Annotated in this window: 15 protein-coding genes; 11 read left to right on the top strand and 4 right to left on the bottom strand. The window is 39.1% G+C overall.

Annotation, left to right across the window (positions count from 1 at the left end; all coding sequences use genetic code 11):
- Window positions 1-37: 37 nt before the first annotated feature.
- From A6M13_RS13570 to A6M13_RS13560, 3 genes are all read left to right on the top strand, one after another.
- Entirely contained in the window at window positions 38-346 is a 309-nt protein-coding gene (locus tag A6M13_RS13570) for a hypothetical protein (RefSeq protein ID WP_066547465.1), read from the top strand.
- A gap of 207 nt (window positions 347-553) precedes the next feature.
- Entirely contained in the window at window positions 554-1,027 is a 474-nt protein-coding gene (locus A6M13_RS13565; protein WP_066547463.1) for a hypothetical protein, read from the top strand.
- Between the two features lie 96 nt (window positions 1,028-1,123).
- Window positions 1,124-2,557, top strand: coding sequence for an S-layer homology domain-containing protein (locus tag A6M13_RS13560; protein WP_066547449.1), 1,434 nt, complete (start codon window positions 1,124-1,126; stop codon window positions 2,555-2,557).
- 116 nt (window positions 2,558-2,673) lie between these two features.
- Here the strand turns inward: A6M13_RS13560 and A6M13_RS13555 are convergent, their stop codons facing one another.
- Window positions 2,674-3,276 carry a Yip1 family protein gene (locus tag A6M13_RS13555; protein ID WP_066547438.1) on the bottom strand — a complete coding sequence of 201 codons (603 nt, stop codon included), beginning with the start codon at window positions 3,274-3,276 and terminating at the stop codon, window positions 2,674-2,676.
- Window positions 3,277-3,505: 229 nt separating this feature from the next.
- Between A6M13_RS13555 and A6M13_RS13550 the strand changes: the two genes are divergently transcribed.
- The 5 genes from A6M13_RS13550 (at window position 3,506) to A6M13_RS13530 (ending at window position 11,119) form a co-directional block, all read left to right on the top strand.
- Complete coding sequence (locus tag A6M13_RS13550; protein ID WP_169817453.1) at window positions 3,506-5,275, top strand: dynamin family protein; 1,770 nt, start codon at window positions 3,506-3,508, stop codon at window positions 5,273-5,275.
- 259 nt (window positions 5,276-5,534) lie between these two features.
- On the top strand, window positions 5,535-6,632 hold the full coding sequence (gene yfkAB / locus A6M13_RS13545) for a radical SAM/CxCxxxxC motif protein YfkAB (protein ID WP_066547433.1): 1,098 nt from the start codon (window positions 5,535-5,537) through the stop codon (window positions 6,630-6,632).
- 249 nt (window positions 6,633-6,881) lie between these two features.
- Entirely contained in the window at window positions 6,882-8,075 is a 1,194-nt protein-coding gene (locus A6M13_RS13540; protein WP_066547430.1) for an EAL domain-containing protein, read from the top strand.
- Window positions 8,076-8,230: 155 nt separating this feature from the next.
- Window positions 8,231-9,184: a DMT family transporter gene (locus tag A6M13_RS13535; protein ID WP_066547427.1), complete on the top strand. Its 954-nt coding sequence runs from the start codon at window positions 8,231-8,233 to the stop codon at window positions 9,182-9,184.
- Between the two features lie 243 nt (window positions 9,185-9,427).
- Window positions 9,428-11,119, top strand: a complete 1,692-nt coding sequence (locus A6M13_RS13530; RefSeq protein WP_066547424.1) for a methyl-accepting chemotaxis protein — start codon at window positions 9,428-9,430, stop codon at window positions 11,117-11,119.
- Between the two features lie 96 nt (window positions 11,120-11,215).
- On the opposite strand, the gene A6M13_RS13525 is transcribed toward A6M13_RS13530, so the two are convergent.
- Both A6M13_RS13525 and yeiL read right to left on the bottom strand, forming a co-directional pair.
- Complete coding sequence (locus tag A6M13_RS13525; protein ID WP_066547422.1) at window positions 11,216-11,725, bottom strand: ferritin; 510 nt, start codon at window positions 11,723-11,725, stop codon at window positions 11,216-11,218.
- Between the two features lie 98 nt (window positions 11,726-11,823).
- Window positions 11,824-12,495 carry a transcriptional regulator YeiL gene (gene yeiL, locus A6M13_RS13520; RefSeq protein ID WP_066547419.1) on the bottom strand — a complete coding sequence of 224 codons (672 nt, stop codon included), beginning with the start codon at window positions 12,493-12,495 and terminating at the stop codon, window positions 11,824-11,826.
- Window positions 12,496-12,587: 92 nt separating this feature from the next.
- Between yeiL and A6M13_RS13515 the strand changes: the two genes are divergently transcribed.
- From A6M13_RS13515 to ald, 3 genes are read left to right on the top strand one after another with little or no spacing between them, the layout of a single operon-like run.
- Entirely contained in the window at window positions 12,588-13,754 is a 1,167-nt protein-coding gene (locus A6M13_RS13515) for an MFS transporter (protein ID WP_066547414.1), read from the top strand.
- A gap of 59 nt (window positions 13,755-13,813) precedes the next feature.
- Complete coding sequence (locus A6M13_RS13510) at window positions 13,814-14,188, top strand: hypothetical protein (protein ID WP_066547411.1); 375 nt, start codon at window positions 13,814-13,816, stop codon at window positions 14,186-14,188.
- A 37-nt stretch (window positions 14,189-14,225) separates the two neighbouring features.
- Window positions 14,226-15,344, top strand: a complete 1,119-nt coding sequence (gene ald / locus A6M13_RS13505; RefSeq protein WP_066547408.1) for an alanine dehydrogenase — start codon at window positions 14,226-14,228, stop codon at window positions 15,342-15,344.
- A 17-nt stretch (window positions 15,345-15,361) separates the two neighbouring features.
- Here ald and A6M13_RS13500 read toward each other — a convergent pair whose 3' ends face one another.
- Window positions 15,362-16,204 (bottom strand): S1C family serine protease, encoded by an 843-nt coding sequence (locus A6M13_RS13500; protein WP_066547405.1) that lies wholly within the window; start codon window positions 16,202-16,204, stop codon window positions 15,362-15,364.
- Window positions 16,205-16,750 lie beyond the last annotated feature (546 nt).

The following is a 16,750-nucleotide window of genomic DNA, read 5'->3' as shown; positions in this document are numbered from 1 at the left end:
CGTGAAAGCGGACATAATACATATAGGAGGTGGACGTATGACGACGAAACAACAGCATTACGGACGACAAATTGCCTGCGCAATTATTCTTGCCATACTCGCCTATATGATGACATCAAGTATTGAGTATATTTTACATACGACTATATCGTTACATCGCTTTTTAATGTTGATGACAACTTGTATTGTGTGGGCAATGACCGCAATTGCATGTTATTATTTAATACGTGCGAGCAATATTGATATCACATATACGAAGCGTAAAATCATTCTGCTTGTGTTAGCTGTTTTCCCGATTTATGTGTTTGTGTTCCAAGGTGCATTATTATGGATATGGCTGTTTTAAAACATGCTAGGTGACGAAGGCTACCGTTGAAACGATTTGTTTTCAGCGGTATTTTTTTGTCGTTGTTTTTGTTCTCTAGCCCCATTAAAAATGAATGAATGCTGCGCCTATTATTTTTCGTAGAAATGACTCGCCAAACATAGTCGTCAGAATATTTTGTGTTACACTAGTTTTACATCAATACGAAGAAGAAGGGAGCAGATGTGTATGTTTTCATTTTTCGTCAAAGAAGAAGTTGTTGTGCCAGAAGTCGAGCAGCAATTACTGTATGTAACGGACCGTATTTTACAGTATGAAGCGCGACATTTGCCGGCAAGTTACGATAAATTACGTCGCTATGGCACACTTTATTATGAAATTTGTGAAATGCTTCGCCACCATGACACGGCGAAGCAACAACCTGTGTTAGCACATTTTCATCAGCAAGCGTATGAACGTTTACTCGTACGGAAAAAACGTATCGAACATATATGGGACGTTTATCGTTTACTAAAAGGGCAGCAAACAACGAATCTTACACATCAGCTCCGTTTTTACATGGCGGATATTGAACAGCTATATGAACAATTACAAGCATATGAACAATTTCATTACGACGACGTAATGGCACAACAATTTTTCGAAGCATTTTATGAACATTTTATGCCAATTGTCGCTTTATTGAATGACATTTATCGGTAAATTCACACGATGAATTGCGACATTGCTTAGTTGTTGATAAAGTGGAAGAAGTGAGCGTGGGAACGTAACATTTGCAGGATAGGGAGAGGGTTTGACATGACAAAGAAGTGGTGGCAGGCAGCAGCGATGGCAACAGTATTAGGGATGACAACATTATTAGCGACACCAGCAGAGGCCTCTTTTTCCGACGTGAAAACGTCGAATAGTCATAAAGTCGCAATTGACGCATTGACAAAAGCAGGGGTTTTACGGGGATTTGAAGATGGTACATTCCGACCGAGTGTAACGATTACACGAGGGCAGGTGGCAAAAGTGTTAAGTGGCGTTCTAACACTTAACACACAAAATGTAGAAAATCCAAATTTTAGTGATATTCCAATGGGACATGCTTATTACCGAGAGATCGCGGCGTTAGCGAATGCCGGTATTATTAGTGGCTTTACAGATGGTACGTATCGTCCAGGTGGTGGTTTAACACGTGAACAAATGGCACGCATGCTTGTGAATGCGTACGGACTGACGTATAACTTTAGTGACTTACCATTTTCAGACGTTGTCAAAAATAGTGAAGCACATATGTTAGTAGGGGCACTTTACGAATACGGTATTACAACTGGACGTACACCGACAACATTTGATTTAGTCAGCAGTGTGACACGTGGTCAATTAGCGACATTTGTGTATCGTACAACACAATTAATGGAGGACTTAGTTACATTGGAGTTGTCACCAGATGCATTTTATGTCGATGCATTAGATGCGTATACGTATGAGGTAGAAGAGCCGATTATTTCTCTGCGACAAGCGGGTCATCGTATTATTGTGGAAGCGCTGCGCCCAGGAAAAACGACGCTCTTTTTAGATGGCTATCATGAAACGGAGGAGTATTATGAATATGCCTTTTCTCAAAAGTATGCGGTAACGGTTGGTGAACGTAACGGTCAATTAACGATTGAAATGGAAGAGGATGATAGCTTAACGCCAGGTAGCACGATTTTTAGTGCAGATGACATTGGCTTTGCACCGAAGCAAGTGACGCTACAAACATTATCAGGCGAATTGATTGATACATCGATGTATGCATTGCATTACCATGTAGAAGAACAAGTATATGAGCTAATGCTGTTTGAAGCGGGCGAGTATATCGCAACATTTACAGATGGCACTGGGAAATCACAACGTGCAGGCATTATTAGTGAAATGGGAGAAACGGAGCTATATGTATACGATGCGCTGGAACGAAACACAGCGAGCATAACATTTAGTGATTTAGGCTTTAAACCAGTGAAGGTCGAATATGAGCAGTTTACGGGTATGCTCTTTAAAGAACCTGTTGTGACTGGCAGTATCGGTACAGATGCCTTTATCATTCGTCATGCGATGGTCGGTGATGCGATGTTTAGTTATAAATTAACTGGTGCAAGTGGCGATGTTATGTATATTCAAGGAGCATCTTATCAAACGGCGGGCATTACGACGATTGAATATACAGTCGTTACACCAGAAGAAATGGCATCCGGTATTTTTTAATAAAAAATATGCTGGCAAACGCAATGAAAGTGGAGTAGCACCAAATACAGAAAAATATCCTTCAGCAACGACAACTGCTGAAGGATATTTCTTTTTTCTCAATCTCTGATGATATTTTAATTACCGGTAAGGAACGTGACTAACGCGACAAGTATAAGAAATAAGAAACCCATTAGTAAAGCGGCAGGAATGAGAAGTGTTAAAACACTTTCTTTATAACCAAACCGATGTGCTTCAGCAATTGTTCCAATCGTTAAATAAAAAGCGGAAACACTGCCAATGACAGATGCAATAAAGCAAATAACACCTGCGAGTGAGTGATAACTAATTAAAAAGCCGTGCGTATCGACAATTAACCAAGCAAGCATAAATGGTACTGGTAACAACATAGGAAGGTGTCCAACCGCAATGGCTTTATAAATATCGATGAATGTGCCCTTCCCTTTAAAAAAGCGGCCCATCCATGTTGTAATGAGTCCAGCGCCTACTAAAAAGAGCATAATTAAAAATGGGGCAATCAGGATATACATAACAATAAATTGCTGTAATGTAACGGCAGTAAATTCTGTTGCTAATTCTGCTTTTGCATGATAACTCGCCATCGAAACACCAAGCAGCGTCACCCAAAAAAAGGCTAATGTTGCAGGAAGGCGAACATGCTCAATCACATAACGTGTTGTTTCGCGGGGATGTAGCCAAACGTTGCGCACAATATTCATCGACAATCAACTCCTTTTCTACTTATAAGTATCATATCACGTTTGGAAGAGCTTCAAACATCGATAGCCGTAAGCTTAGCACAAAAGACCTAACAAAAGGGTGAAAATAAAGAGTGCAAAATTAGATGCTGGACATTTATATATCTCAAGATGCAATTTGATTCCAGGTGGTCGAAAAATGTCCAAAAAAGCCGATATAATTGTACATGGAGTAAAGGGGCTACAAATTATGAACAAGCATGGATTAGTCTCGATCAGTGAAGAGAATATGGAAACAGTTGTCCATTCACTTGAGGAAGTCGAAGAAGCATTACAATCAAATACATATGTTCGCGCAACGACGCGCATTTTACAAAGATTATTAACAGATGTGCAACGCAATCCAATCATTCTCGTTGTAGGTCGTGAAGGTGTTGGCAAAACATCGGTTATTAATGCATATTTACGCGAACCATTATTGTGCAGTCGTTCAGAACAGCAAACAAAAATACATACATTCGTTCATTACGGCGCACATCATCATGTAGAAGCATCATTTTTAGATGGTGTAGAAGCGACATTTGAATTATCAAAACTTGAGTTACTATCGGTATCAGACCGTTTTGCGGCACAATTATTACGTGAAAGTATGGATTATTTAACGGTTTATGCGGCGAATGACTATTTACAGCCGATTTCATTTATTGATACACGCGCGTTTGAGACAACAAATGAGCAGCAATATTATATTGCAGATAGTATATTACAACGAGTAGATGATGTGTTTTACGTTATCAGAGCGGACCAGGAAGTGGAAGACACCGAAATTACATGGCTGCAGCAATTACATGAACGCTTACAAATGAAACCGATTTGCATTGTGAATTATAGTGACCGACAAGTGGTCAATCATGAGAAAATAACGCCTTATGTGCGTGATATGCGATATATGAGCGCAAAGCAATTGTTGCAGATGGCGCCAAAAGCACCGAATGACACGCAATTTATTATGATTGACGATGCGGTGCAAGATGTCATTAATCATACGGAACGCCGTACACAAAAATTTACGCGCCGTTTGTTTATGTGGCTAGAGCGTTTTGCAACAGAGCTAGAAACAGTAGTACAACGCGAGCCGCTAAACTTATCGATGAGTGAAGAGATGCAGCAAGCGAAACAACAAATTCAAAAGCGAAACCAAGCTATTTTAGAAGAGTATGAATTAGAATATGAGCGCTATAGCAGTTTGTTTGAACCAATTCAAACATTATTCCAGTTTGTACGTCTTATTGAGCAGCACGATTATTTATTAACGAATGACACGATTTTATTTTGCCGCGTAGCAGGCGAGTATCAACAAGCGTTACGTGAATATCGAGTGAAGCACGCGGAATATGCCGAGTTGTATGAAAAGCTACAAAAGCATGTACAAACACGTGCACATGGCGGCTTTACGATGATTAAACGCTTATTTGGCGAAAAAGAAGCATCGTTTGATATGACGAAACAAATCGAGCAATTAAATTTACAACGTGGTTTACTCGATTTAATGCACGAGCGTATTCGTCAGCTAGAAACCCAAATTTTATCGGCATATGACGATGTATACACAGTTGTTACATATACAGTGAAAAAAAGAGCGGATGATAGTTTACAAAAGCTGTCTCAGTTTAAAGCAGAACAGCAACGTGAAGTGCGTCAATTATATTATGTAACACGTAAACTTGAACAGTTTGATGGTGTGCGTCATGCACAGCGTCTTGTGTGTGTGTTAATTGCGGATTTATTAATACGCGAGTCTGATTTTCCAGAAGAGCAAAGAGCGTCATTACAGCGTATTTATGAGCGCATTTTCGCAGTGAAAATTGCACAAAATGCCGAGGATTTAGACATAGAAGATTTAGATGACAATATGTATAACAAACCATATGCACCGTTCCAACCGCTTCATTTATCGGTAGACATGCTACGCTCAGACTATCCAGCAGTTCCGATGTATGTAAAAGAAGACCTTTCGTAAATTGTGACGAAACGTAAAATTAAAGTTGCCACAAAACAAAGAGGTAAGAGAAATGATGTCATTTTTCTTACTTCTTTTCTGTTTTTATTTCGCGCTAAAATCTATAGGAATAGCACTTCTATCCAACATACTTTTATGGAGCGCTAATCTTTAGCAAAGTAACGACGTCTAGCACTGTAAATGAACGGCTTTTATTTTTATTCTTTATTCAAACAACAATCTATGAGAAAATGTGTAATGTAGAAAGAGGGTATTTACAATGAACGAAAAAATAATAGACCATTGGGAAGCGTATTTAGATGTTGAAAAGTATGGGAAATTAACCTTATCGAATATTGAATTTACAACGACAAATTTATGTAATATGAGATGTTCGCATTGTGCAGTAGGGTATACATTAACGTCGAAAGAGCTAGATGCATTACCAGTTGAAGATATGATTAGACGATTGGATGAAGTCGAGACGCTACGAACGATGAGTTTTACCGGTGGCGAGCCGTTATTAACGAAACGTGGCATTAAGCATAATTTATTACCACTATTAAAATATGCAAAAAGTCGAGGCATTAAAACGCAAATCAATTCAAATTTAACATTGCCGATGTCGCACTATGAGTTAGTGGCGCCTTATTTAGATGTGATGCATATTAGTCATAACTGGTGCACCGAGCAGGAATTTGTGGAAACAGGGTTTGCGATGATGGATAAAACGCCATCGATCGAATATCGCAGTCAGTTGTACCGTAATATTTTTGATAATGCGAAAGAATTATCGAACGGCGGTATGTTTGTATCTGCTGAAACGATGTTAAATCGTAATACAGTCCCGTATTTACGCAAAATTCATGAGGAGATTGTTCATGAAATGAATTGTAAACGACATGAGCTTCACCCGATGTATGCAAGTGATTTTGCTGAAAATTTAGAGACGATTGGTTTAGATGAATACCGAGATGTCGTAAGTGAATTACTTGATTATAAAGATAAAGATATTTGGTTATTACTAGGCACATTGCCGTTTTATAAATGTAGCGCTGATACACGTGATTTAGATTTATTAGCGAAAATTGAGCAAACGCCGAATACGACAGTTCGTAATGACGTCGATGGGCGTTCTCGCATGAACTTAAATATATTTACTGGTGACGTTTCTGTCTCAGATTTTGCAGATGACGGCGCGGCACTAGGCAATATTTTAACAAGCTCCCTCAATGATATTTATGATAAGTGGCTAAGTACAAATATTTCTAAAAATATTAACTGTCACTGTCCAGCGGTAAAATGTTTAGGCTCTAATGTCATTGTGAAGAATATGTATTATCCGAATAAGGAATTTATTAGTGGCTCTGTAATGTAAGGAAATAGTATATTCACTAAACTAGCTATCGACAGCATAAACGGTCGGTAGCTAGTTTTTATATGGCCATATTAGCGCATATTTTATATATATGTCGCATAAATCGGGTATGATATGAGGAGGGATAACGCAATGATACATACGGATGAGTAACGTCACATAAGTATGTAACTTTGCATAATTATTATAATAGTTGTATAATATATCATAGACGTTTATGTGAACGGGATATGTATTGGAGGTTTAGCAATGGATACAATGGAAGTATTAACAAAATTACAGCAAGTGGAAGTGCGTTATGAGCCAGTATATAGTGCAGATGCACACCTTGTAGAAGGCTACGCGGTCAGTGGGTTTTTGGAAGGTGCCAATATTCCAGCCTTTTTATATGACGAAGAAGTGCCACTTGAATATCGTGTGGAGTTAGAACAACTGATTATTGAGCGTGCGCTACAACCGTTCAAAGATGAGCCACTCACATATGACTTGTACATTCCGCTTAATCCGAATTTATTAATGCAAGATTTTGCAGAAAGTTATTTTACTCTTTTAAAGGAATCTATTGCAGAGGATAGCTTTAAGCATATTATTTTAACGTTGGCAGAGCATGAATACCATGAAGATGTTGAGCAATTACAGCATGCGATTCGTTACTTAAAAACATACGGCATGAAGTTGTGCTTAAATAAAATCGGCTCAGAAAGCCATTTAGATTATGTGCTTTTATTGAAACCAAATATTTTAAAAATTGATATTGATATGCTCGATTATGATTCTTGGGGCGCACAAAATGATATATTTATGACGATTAGCTCGCTAGCATTGCGAATTGGCGCATCGATTTTCTTCGATGACATTGAAACGACCTATCATATGCAGTTGGCGTGGAAGCATGGGGCGCGTTATTATAAAGGACGTTATTTAACAGAAGCTAGTGAAACCTTTATTGAGCCAACGAGCTTACAGCAACGTTTGCATGAAGAAAGCATTCGTTTTATTAAGGCGGAGAAAAAGCAATTGGAGCAACGTTTTGATGCGATGCGTACATTGCAGCGAGAGTTAACGGCCATTGTTGAAAAGTGTCAGCCACAACCAGATAACGTTGCGTCATTACTAAAGCTTGCTGAAGCGGTCACACCCTATTCATTCCGATTATATATTACCGATGAAGATGGTTTCCAAGTATCGCCGAATATTATGCGCTACGATCATAACTGGGTTGTGCTAGAACATGCGAAAGATAAAAACTGGAGTTGGCGTCCGTATTTTTTAATGAATATTATTCGTTTACGTCATGAAAAAACAGGTGAAATTTCGGACGTATATCGCGATATTGAAACAGGTGAGATGACACGTACATTTTCAATTGAGCTGCCGACACATCATTATATTTTTATCGATATTACGTACGATTATTTATATGAACATAGCATTACAAAATAAAATAGGTTACGTCGTTAAAATGCTAAGCGAGATGTTCATCGCTTGGCATTTTTTTATGTGAAAAAGAAGTCGCTGTCATTTTTTCTGAATAGTGTATTCAATATAACGCTTGTTTGTTATGCTAAATAAATGAGAATGGCGCAAGGAGGGTTTATATGAAAGCGATTGTATTAGGCATTATGTCGGCGTTGTTTTTTGCCGTAACGTTTGTGTTAAATGCTTCAATGGAGCAAGCAGGTGGGCACTGGGCATGGAGTGCATCGTTACGTTATTTTTTTATGGTGCCATTTTTAGTAGTCATTGTGGCATGGCGCCAAAAATCGGCACCGCTTAAACAATCCATGAAAACGCATCGTACAGAATGGATGATATGGAGTACGGTAGGGTTTGGGTTGTTTTATGCGCCGTTATGTTTTGCGGCGATGTATGCACCAGGCTGGCTCATTGCAGGTACATGGCAGGTGACTATTATTGCGGGGGCGCTGTTATCGCCGTTATTTTTTACAACAGAAAATGGAAAAAAGGTACGCGGGAAAATTCCGTGGCGTATGCTTAGTTTATCGAGCATTATTTTGTGTGGTGTTGCATTGATGCAGCTAGAGCATGCAAAAAACATTACGCTTTCGACGATTTTACTAGGTGTGTTGCCAATCATTGTAGCAGCGTTTATGTATCCGCTCGGCAATCGAAAAATGATGGATGTGACAGCTGGAAAAATCGGCGTCTTTGAGCGTTTATTAGGTATGACAATTGCAAGTATGCCTTTTTGGGTTCTTCTTGCTTGTTACGCGTATATTGAAGTTGGATTGCCGTCAACAACGCAGATTGTCCAAAGTGCGGTTGTGGCGATTAGTTCAGGTATTATTGCAACAGCATTATTTTTTGCCGCGACAGATTTAGTAAAGGGCGATATGACGAAGCTTGCTGGTGTAGAGGCAACACAATCATTTGAAGTATTATTTGCGCTTGTCGGAGAAATATTGTTTTTAGCAATCGTATTACCGTCTACATTAGGTATAGTCGGTATTGCACTTGTCATGCTAGGTATGATGATGCAAAGTATGTATTTAATGGTACAGGCGAAAAAAGGGAGACTGTTGATATCGTAAATTGCGAAGGCTTTCGACATGGAAAGCCTTTTTTATTCGCGAAAGAGAGAGTGTATGGTTAACGAATGAGAGCAATATGACTTCCTCTGTCTAAAGACGGTCGTGATGTAAAATAGATTTCTGGTCAGCTGATGTTAATATTTGTGAAAAGTTAGTTTGAAAGGTTTCAAAAAAGGGGAATATTAACAAGGATATACATCTAAAGTTTTTAGGTCTTTATGTTTACGAAGGGGAGGGGAATGTATGAAGAAAATATTATTTTCATCGATTCGTAAACAATTATTAGTGGCGTTTGCTACAGTAATTATTATTATGCTGTTATCGTACGCATATATTTTTATGATGAATCAAGAACTAGAACATGAAAGCAATGTGTTAGCAACAACGGAATTAGAATTACTCTTAACGAATGAGGAATTATATCGTTTACTGTCTGAAATGTATATGGCTGCAAGTAGCCTTGTTATTACGGGCGATAGCGTATACGTGGCACAATTTGAGGAAACGGAACAACAAGTACAAGAGGCCATTACGTATTTAGAAACTTTCGGTAGTAATGCAGAGCGAGATGCATTGATTGCTACAGGGAATATGTGGATTCAAACGATGCAAGCAACGGTATTGCCGGGCTTACAAAGTGAAAATCGTCAAAGTGCAATCGAGGAATATGAACGATTAAAACCACAAATTGAAGACGTATTAACTGGTTATCATGCGTTAAATGTGATGCGCGGAGAGAATATTAAAACGTTATCTGGAAATATTCATGATATTGCACAAGGAAATGCACGTTTAGTCATTATTGCGGCTATTCTTGTCATCATTAGTGCAATTGCCATTGGTTTATATACAGCAAACAAATTTTCAGGCGAGTTAAATCGCCTAGTGGCATATATGAAGGAATTAGCCAATGGGAATTTAACGCAAAAGCCGCTTCAAACAACGCGTAATGATGAATTTGCGGATGTTGTGATGGCGGTGAATGAAATGACCGAGCAGACGCACCGAGTTGTGTCCGCCATTGATCATGTAGCACAAACGGTTGCGACCGATAGCGAGCAGTTATCGACATCCGCTGAAGAAGTGCAGCACGGAATGGAGCAAGCGGCTGAAACGACGCGTAATTTGGCAGTTGGCGCTGAACAACAGGCGCAATCGACAGTAGATTTAACACAAACGATGGACGGTTTCACAAAAGATATCGAAAAAATTGTGGAAGCAGGGGATGTACTGCAGCGAGAATCTGAAAATGTGTCGACAATCACAGCGGAAGGCAAATCACATATGGCAAGCTCGTTGACACAAATGCATGCGATTAATGCCGTGATGCATGAAGCGGTACAAAAAGTAGAAGGGCTTCAAAATCAGTCCGAGCAAATTACAAAGCTTGTATCCGTGATTAATGATATTGCGAACCAGACGAATTTATTAGCGTTAAATGCGGCAATTGAAGCGGCTCGTGCAGGAGAACATGGCAAAGGGTTTGCAATTGTAGCAGATGAAGTACGCAAGCTAGCAGAACAAGTGTCAGCGTCCGTAACGGATATTTCAGGCATTGTGTCAAGCATTCAACAAGATACACGCAATGTGACAACTTCTTTACGCACAGGCTATGAAGAAGTAAAAACAGGATCTGACCAATTAAAGGCAACAGGGAAACGCTTCGATGATATTTCAGAAGCGGTTGGGCAAATGGATGTTGAAATTCGTACAATTGCTACACGTTTAAATGATATTTATAGCTCATCAAATTCGATGGCAACATCCGTAACGGATATTGCGGCGATTTGTGAAGAATCTTCTGCAAGTTCAGAAGAAGTGACAGCGACTGTAGACCATGTAACGTCAACGATGCAACAAGTGGCAGCAAGTGCTGTGAACTTAGCGCATATGTCTGAACAGCTAAAAAGTAATGTGGCACGTTTCCAAGTGTAATGATTGAGTATATAAAACAGGTACAGACGATTTGATTTCGTCTGTACCTGTTTTTCATATAACGAATATGGTTAAACTGTATAAACGAGAGTAGTACTACTCGCCAGCGGGTGGGACGAATGTGCGTGTCGCAAGCTCTGCATCTAGCATAAACATCGCATTTGAATCGTTTTCAATACGTTTAATTTTTTGGATCAATGTATCAAAAGTTGCTTCTTCTTCTACTTGCTCATCAATAAACCATTTTAAGAAAGCCATTGTCGCATGTTCGCGCTCATCTAATGCGATATCCGCTAAGTGATAAATGCGACGTGTTACTTCTTTTTCATGGTGTAGCGCTGTTTCGAAAACATCTAAAATCGATGAAAATTCATTGCCAGGATTGTTGAAGCCTTCTACTGTTGCACGGTATCCTTTATCGCTTAAGTATGTGTAAAATTTCATGGCATGGAAACGCTCTTCTTCAGCTTGTACTAAGAAAAAGTTTGCAAAACCATCATATGATTCATTTGTGCAATATGCTGCCATCGCTAAGTAAGCATGTGCAGAATAAAACTCATAGTTCATTTGTTCATTTAACGCTGCATGTAAGTTTTCAGATAACATAAACCTCATCCTTTCGATTGAACAATTCAAAATATGTTCTTATATGTAGTGTACACCTATTTGGAAGGTATTTCAAAAAAATGACTTTATCAATTTGCCTACTGTTGAGGTAACAGAACATCGGCAAGGTCTTTCAACGCCTGGCGATTTAAAATACGGTAGGCACGTTGCTCTTTTTGTAAAAACCCTTTGTCGCAAAATTGCGCGAGTGTATGCAGCAGGTGACGATACGACACACCTAAGTAGTCACACACCTCTGTATGGCGTTCTTGATAAAGGTCTTGTTGCGCGGATACTAAAATAAACTGCGCTAAATGATGCTCTAAAGGATAGGCTTGAATTTGTGATATTTTAGAACCGTTGCGAATTAATTTCTTACTTAAAAATGTTGCCAGTTGCACTAAAAATGCATTGTTTTCGAGCAAACGTTGGCGATACAGATGAACTGGAAATGCGATGCAATAACTTGTGCGCGTTGCTTGGATAGCTTTTGCTTGTCCGATTGCTGCATCTACTAATTCGAGCTCACCAATAAAATCGCCTGGTCCAATAAAGTGAATAATCGATGTTTTTCCATTTTCATGGGTAACAATGATTTTACAACGACCTTCAATCAGGTAATATAAGTAAGAAGGTGTTGCGCCTTCATGAATAATAAATTCACCGCGATTGAATTTGTGTACTTCAGCATGGTCAAGTGGAATACATAGTTGTTGGACATCATATTGGTGTAAATAGAAGTCTCGTTCTTGTTCGTGTAAAATTTGCATAAACGCCTCTTCTTTCCATTGAAATATGCGATGACTTTATTATTGTACGATTTATCATAGCTTGTGACAAATAGTTTAGGGGGGGAATTTTTATGAACGCACAGCGCTGGATGTCGCAGCAATTTTTTCTTTTTTTTATTGGGTGGGGTGTGTTTTTACCGTATTGGACAGGTTGGTTAGTCGATGCAAAAGGTATTACGATTGCACAAGCGAGTACGATTATGAGTATTGGATTGGTTGCGCGTGGATTATCGACATTATTTATATTCCCGGCGATTTCGAAAAAATACGATGCTAAAAAAGTAATAATACTATATGCAGTCGTGTCGTTGGTAACTGCCTTATGTTACATACCCGCGCATGAATTTTGGTCACTCTTAGTTGTGACAGCACTATTTAGTTTGAGCTATCCATCTTTAATGCCAGCATTAGAAAGTGCGGCAGGTATTTTAGTACAACGTAGTCATCTCCATTACGGACGTGCCCGCAGCTATGGCTCGATTGGCTTTGTGCTCATGGTCCTCGTGTTGACGCTTATTGTTGGTGTCACGAACGATATGGCGATTTTTTGGTTGATGCTTGTTGCCATCGCGCTATTTTGTATCGGTCTAACGTTTGCAACACCCGCTGTTATTCAAGAAAAACCTGAAACAACAGCTCAAAGTAGCCAAACATTTCGCCAGTTATTGACACAAAAACGATTTGTCCTCGTGTTATTTATCGTTATTTGTATACAAGGCGCACATGCAACGTATTACAATAATGGCTATTTATATTTACAGCATTTAGATGTGCCTGCCTATTATATTGGCATTATTATTAATATTGCGGTTGTATTTGAAATCGGCATTTTGCTTGTTGCCGATAAATGGTTTGGGCATTGGCATCCGGTCAAGCTATTATTAATTGCTGCGATTGGTGCAACGGTAAGGTGGGGAATGATTTACATAGTTCCATCGGTCGCAATGTTTGTTGTGTCGCAATCACTACATGCATTGTCATTTGCACTTGCACATTATGCATTTATTTTATATATGACAAAAACGTTGACGAAGGCGCAAATACCGACTGCACAAGGCTTATACTCGGCATTTGCATTAAGCTGGGCAACGGCGATACTGACATTATTTGCAGGTCGTCTTTATGAAATGGAACCGCGAAGTGCCTTTTTAGCAATGGGTGTTGTGACGGTAGTTGCGATCTTTGCATGTGTCTATTATTTGTCAAAAGATAAAACAATGGCCGAAACAATGTCGTAAATGGAATGACGATGTTATGATAAGAATGTGCTCTATTTAAAGAAAGGACGTTTTACATTATGAAAGTTGTACAAGCGATGATTATTTTATTGCTACTAGCATTCCCGTATAGCTATTTTGCGATGTTTATGCAGTATGAGGTAGACACAATTTTAGGCTATATCATTAGCTTACTGATTTTAGTAGGTGTAACAATTTGGGCGGCTCGTCAGCGACAATTTATCGTCTTTATTGCAGGCTGCGTGCTAACATTTGTTATTTCATATGCGTATGCAGGTCGTGCGCATGCGGATGAATGGCAAACAATGTTTTTCTCATTGGACCCGGCTCAGTTTAGCATTGCTGTTTCAGCGGTATTTATAATAATAGCGAGTGTATTATTTTACTTTTTGAAAGCTAAAAAGCGTAGTTCATACTATTCATCACGTTGGTAACAAAACACATCAATTCGTTTGAAAGGTAGTGATTTTCATGTATATTGGCGTACCAAAAGAAGTTAAAAACAATGAAGCACGTGTCGCGATTACACCAGCTGGGGTAGACGCATTTGTACGTGCAGGGCATCAAGTTGTCATTGAGGCAGGCGCAGGTGCATTATCAAGTTTTAGCGATGACGAGTATGTAACAGCGGGCGCAACAATCGGCACAGTCGACGAGGCGTGGCAAGCAGAACTTGTTTTAAAGGTAAAAGAACCAATCGAAACAGAATATCAATACTTTCGACAAGGGCTCGTGCTCTTTACATATTTACATTTAGCAGCCGAGCCTTCGTTAACGAAGGCCTTAATCGACGCAGGTGTTACAGCAATTGCTTATGAAACAGTGGAAGTAAATCGTACATTGCCATTGTTAACACCGATGAGCGAAGTAGCTGGGCGAATGTCTGTTCAAGTCGGCGCACAGTATTTAGAAAGTATTCATGGTGGCATGGGCATTTTATTAAGTGGTATACCAGGCGTTGAGCGTGGGCATGTGACGATTATTGGCGGTGGTGTTGCGGGTGAAAATGCAGCGAAAATGGCGATCGGCTTAGGTGCGCATGTAACGATTTTAGATGTTAGTGCGCCACGTTTGCAAGAGTTAGATGACCGTTATGGCAGTGCGATCCAAACGTTAATGTCAAATAGCTATAATATTGCACGTACAGTCGCACAGTCTGATTTAGTCATTGGTGCGGTATTAATTCCAGGCGCAAAAGCACCGAAGCTTGTAACAGAAGAGATGGTTCAAACAATGAAGAAGGGTGCTGTCCTTGTGGATATTGCGATTGACCAAGGCGGTATTTTCGAAACATCGACGCATGTAACAACACATGACGACCCGTATTATGTGAAACATGGTGTTCTGCACTATGCAGTAGCGAATATGCCAGGAGCTGTACCACGCACATCGACAATCGGTTTAACGAATGTGACATTACCTTATGCGCTATTATTAGCAAATGTTGGAGTTAAGCAAGCCATTACTCAAAATAACGCATTATATAAAGGCGTTAACGTAGCGGGTGGCTTTGTTACATATGAGGCAGTTGCAACGGCACTAGGGTATGATTATATGCCAGCTGAGCATGTAATCCAACAAGTAGAATAAATAAAAGGAGCTGACGATTACATATCGTCTAGCTCCTTTTTTAATGCTTTAGGCATATAGTGTGAAATGGTATCAATAGGAACGAATAGCCCTACTTTTGATAATTCTTCATGCTCGATTGTCGCGAATACGACACCAATAACATCACCGTCTTCATTAAATACAGGTGAGCCACTATTTCCTTTATAAACAGGTGCGTCTATTTGGATGACTTCCACTGGCCACTGGGCTAACTGTAGCGGTCCAACAATTTCCCCTTCGTTAGCAATACCGGAAAAGGCTAATGGATTGCCGATAAATGTAATCGCTTCATGTTCCACATACGTAATCGCCTGTCCTAATGTGACAAATGGCAGTTGTTCTGCTTCTACTTTTAAAAAAGCGGTATCAATCTCAGGATAAGTCGCGATAACACTTGCTTCATATACACCGTGCTCGGGAAACGAGACGGCAATGGACAGCGCATCGTCGACAACATGAGCATTTGTAATAATCCAGCCATCATCTGTGACAGAAAAACCTGTACCTTTGCTGTCAGTTGTCCGAATTTCAACGACACTTTCTTTATGCGCCTGGACCGTTTTATCTTGTGACAAAATAGCAGAAACTTTCACAAATTCAATGGCAGGGATTGAATAGACTTGGAGAAGTAGCGCCCCAGCATTTAATAAGAGAACAATTGCCATCGTCCACATTATTAGACGCAATGAACGTCGTTTGCGCGTGTGTGGTAGTTGTCCTTGAGCGCGTAACTGACGCAAACGTCGCTCCTCGGCTAAAGCTTTCTCTTGTTCGGCAAGTACTAGTTCTAAAAACTCTTCTTCCGTTAGTGGCTCTTGTGTAGGCGTTTTTTTTTCCACAATAAAGCCTCCTTTATTCAACAATTATAGTAAGTGTAGTAGAATCCAACGTTTCATGCAACGGCTATAACAAGCGATTATGTTACTTATTATTTTTAAAAAATAGTTTTCATGATCAGCTAGGCGATTTTTAACCCCACTTTACAATAAAAAACGACACTATTCTTCTAGAATATGTAACTAAATTGTTCGTGGTATCGTTTACAAACAATGATTTTAGCAAAAAAATGCGCGAAGGACAAAATAATGCGCGTGAATAACGGTGTTTTTCTTTATTTTTAGAAAAAAATGATTTTAAGTACTTATTTTTTATCTTTAGTGAGTAAAAAATGACATAATTAAATATTTATTATTTTTCTTATTATTATTTTAGAATATTCATTTAAAATGACAGAACAGTCTGTATTATTGATATGTAGTACAGATTAATACTTGATTTCACTGTTTTTATAGGGTGTATAAGTACAGTTTTTTCTTCTTTATGCGTATATTTTCTTTATAGATAAAAAATATTAGCGCTTTCATAATTGTTAGTGTAGAAAAATA

The sequence above is a fragment of the Caryophanon tenue genome (assembly GCF_001700315.1).
Taxonomy (GTDB): domain Bacteria; phylum Bacillota; class Bacilli; order Bacillales_A; family Planococcaceae; genus Caryophanon; species Caryophanon tenue.
This window is presented reverse-complemented; position numbering and strand designations above follow the sequence as displayed.

Coding starts and splice junctions, on each gene's coding strand:
- A6M13_RS13510 (WP_066547411.1), top strand. CDS start 13,814: ATGAAAGTTGTACAAGCGATGATTATTTTATTGCTACTAGCATTCCCG.
- yeiL (WP_066547419.1), bottom strand. CDS start 12,495: ATGCAAATTTTACACGAACAAGAACGAGACTTCTATTTACACCAATAT.
- A6M13_RS13540 (WP_066547430.1), top strand. CDS start 6,882: ATGGATACAATGGAAGTATTAACAAAATTACAGCAAGTGGAAGTGCGT.
- A6M13_RS13570 (WP_066547465.1), top strand. CDS start 38: ATGACGACGAAACAACAGCATTACGGACGACAAATTGCCTGCGCAATT.
- ald (WP_066547408.1), top strand. CDS start 14,226: ATGTATATTGGCGTACCAAAAGAAGTTAAAAACAATGAAGCACGTGTC.
- A6M13_RS13550 (WP_169817453.1), top strand. CDS start 3,506: ATGAACAAGCATGGATTAGTCTCGATCAGTGAAGAGAATATGGAAACA.
- A6M13_RS13535 (WP_066547427.1), top strand. CDS start 8,231: ATGAAAGCGATTGTATTAGGCATTATGTCGGCGTTGTTTTTTGCCGTA.
- A6M13_RS13555 (WP_066547438.1), bottom strand. CDS start 3,276: ATGAATATTGTGCGCAACGTTTGGCTACATCCCCGCGAAACAACACGT.
- A6M13_RS13560 (WP_066547449.1), top strand. CDS start 1,124: ATGACAAAGAAGTGGTGGCAGGCAGCAGCGATGGCAACAGTATTAGGG.
- A6M13_RS13515 (WP_066547414.1), top strand. CDS start 12,588: ATGAACGCACAGCGCTGGATGTCGCAGCAATTTTTTCTTTTTTTTATT.
- yfkAB (WP_066547433.1), top strand. CDS start 5,535: ATGAACGAAAAAATAATAGACCATTGGGAAGCGTATTTAGATGTTGAA.
- A6M13_RS13530 (WP_066547424.1), top strand. CDS start 9,428: ATGAAGAAAATATTATTTTCATCGATTCGTAAACAATTATTAGTGGCG.
- A6M13_RS13565 (WP_066547463.1), top strand. CDS start 554: ATGTTTTCATTTTTCGTCAAAGAAGAAGTTGTTGTGCCAGAAGTCGAG.
- A6M13_RS13525 (WP_066547422.1), bottom strand. CDS start 11,725: ATGTTATCTGAAAACTTACATGCAGCGTTAAATGAACAAATGAACTAT.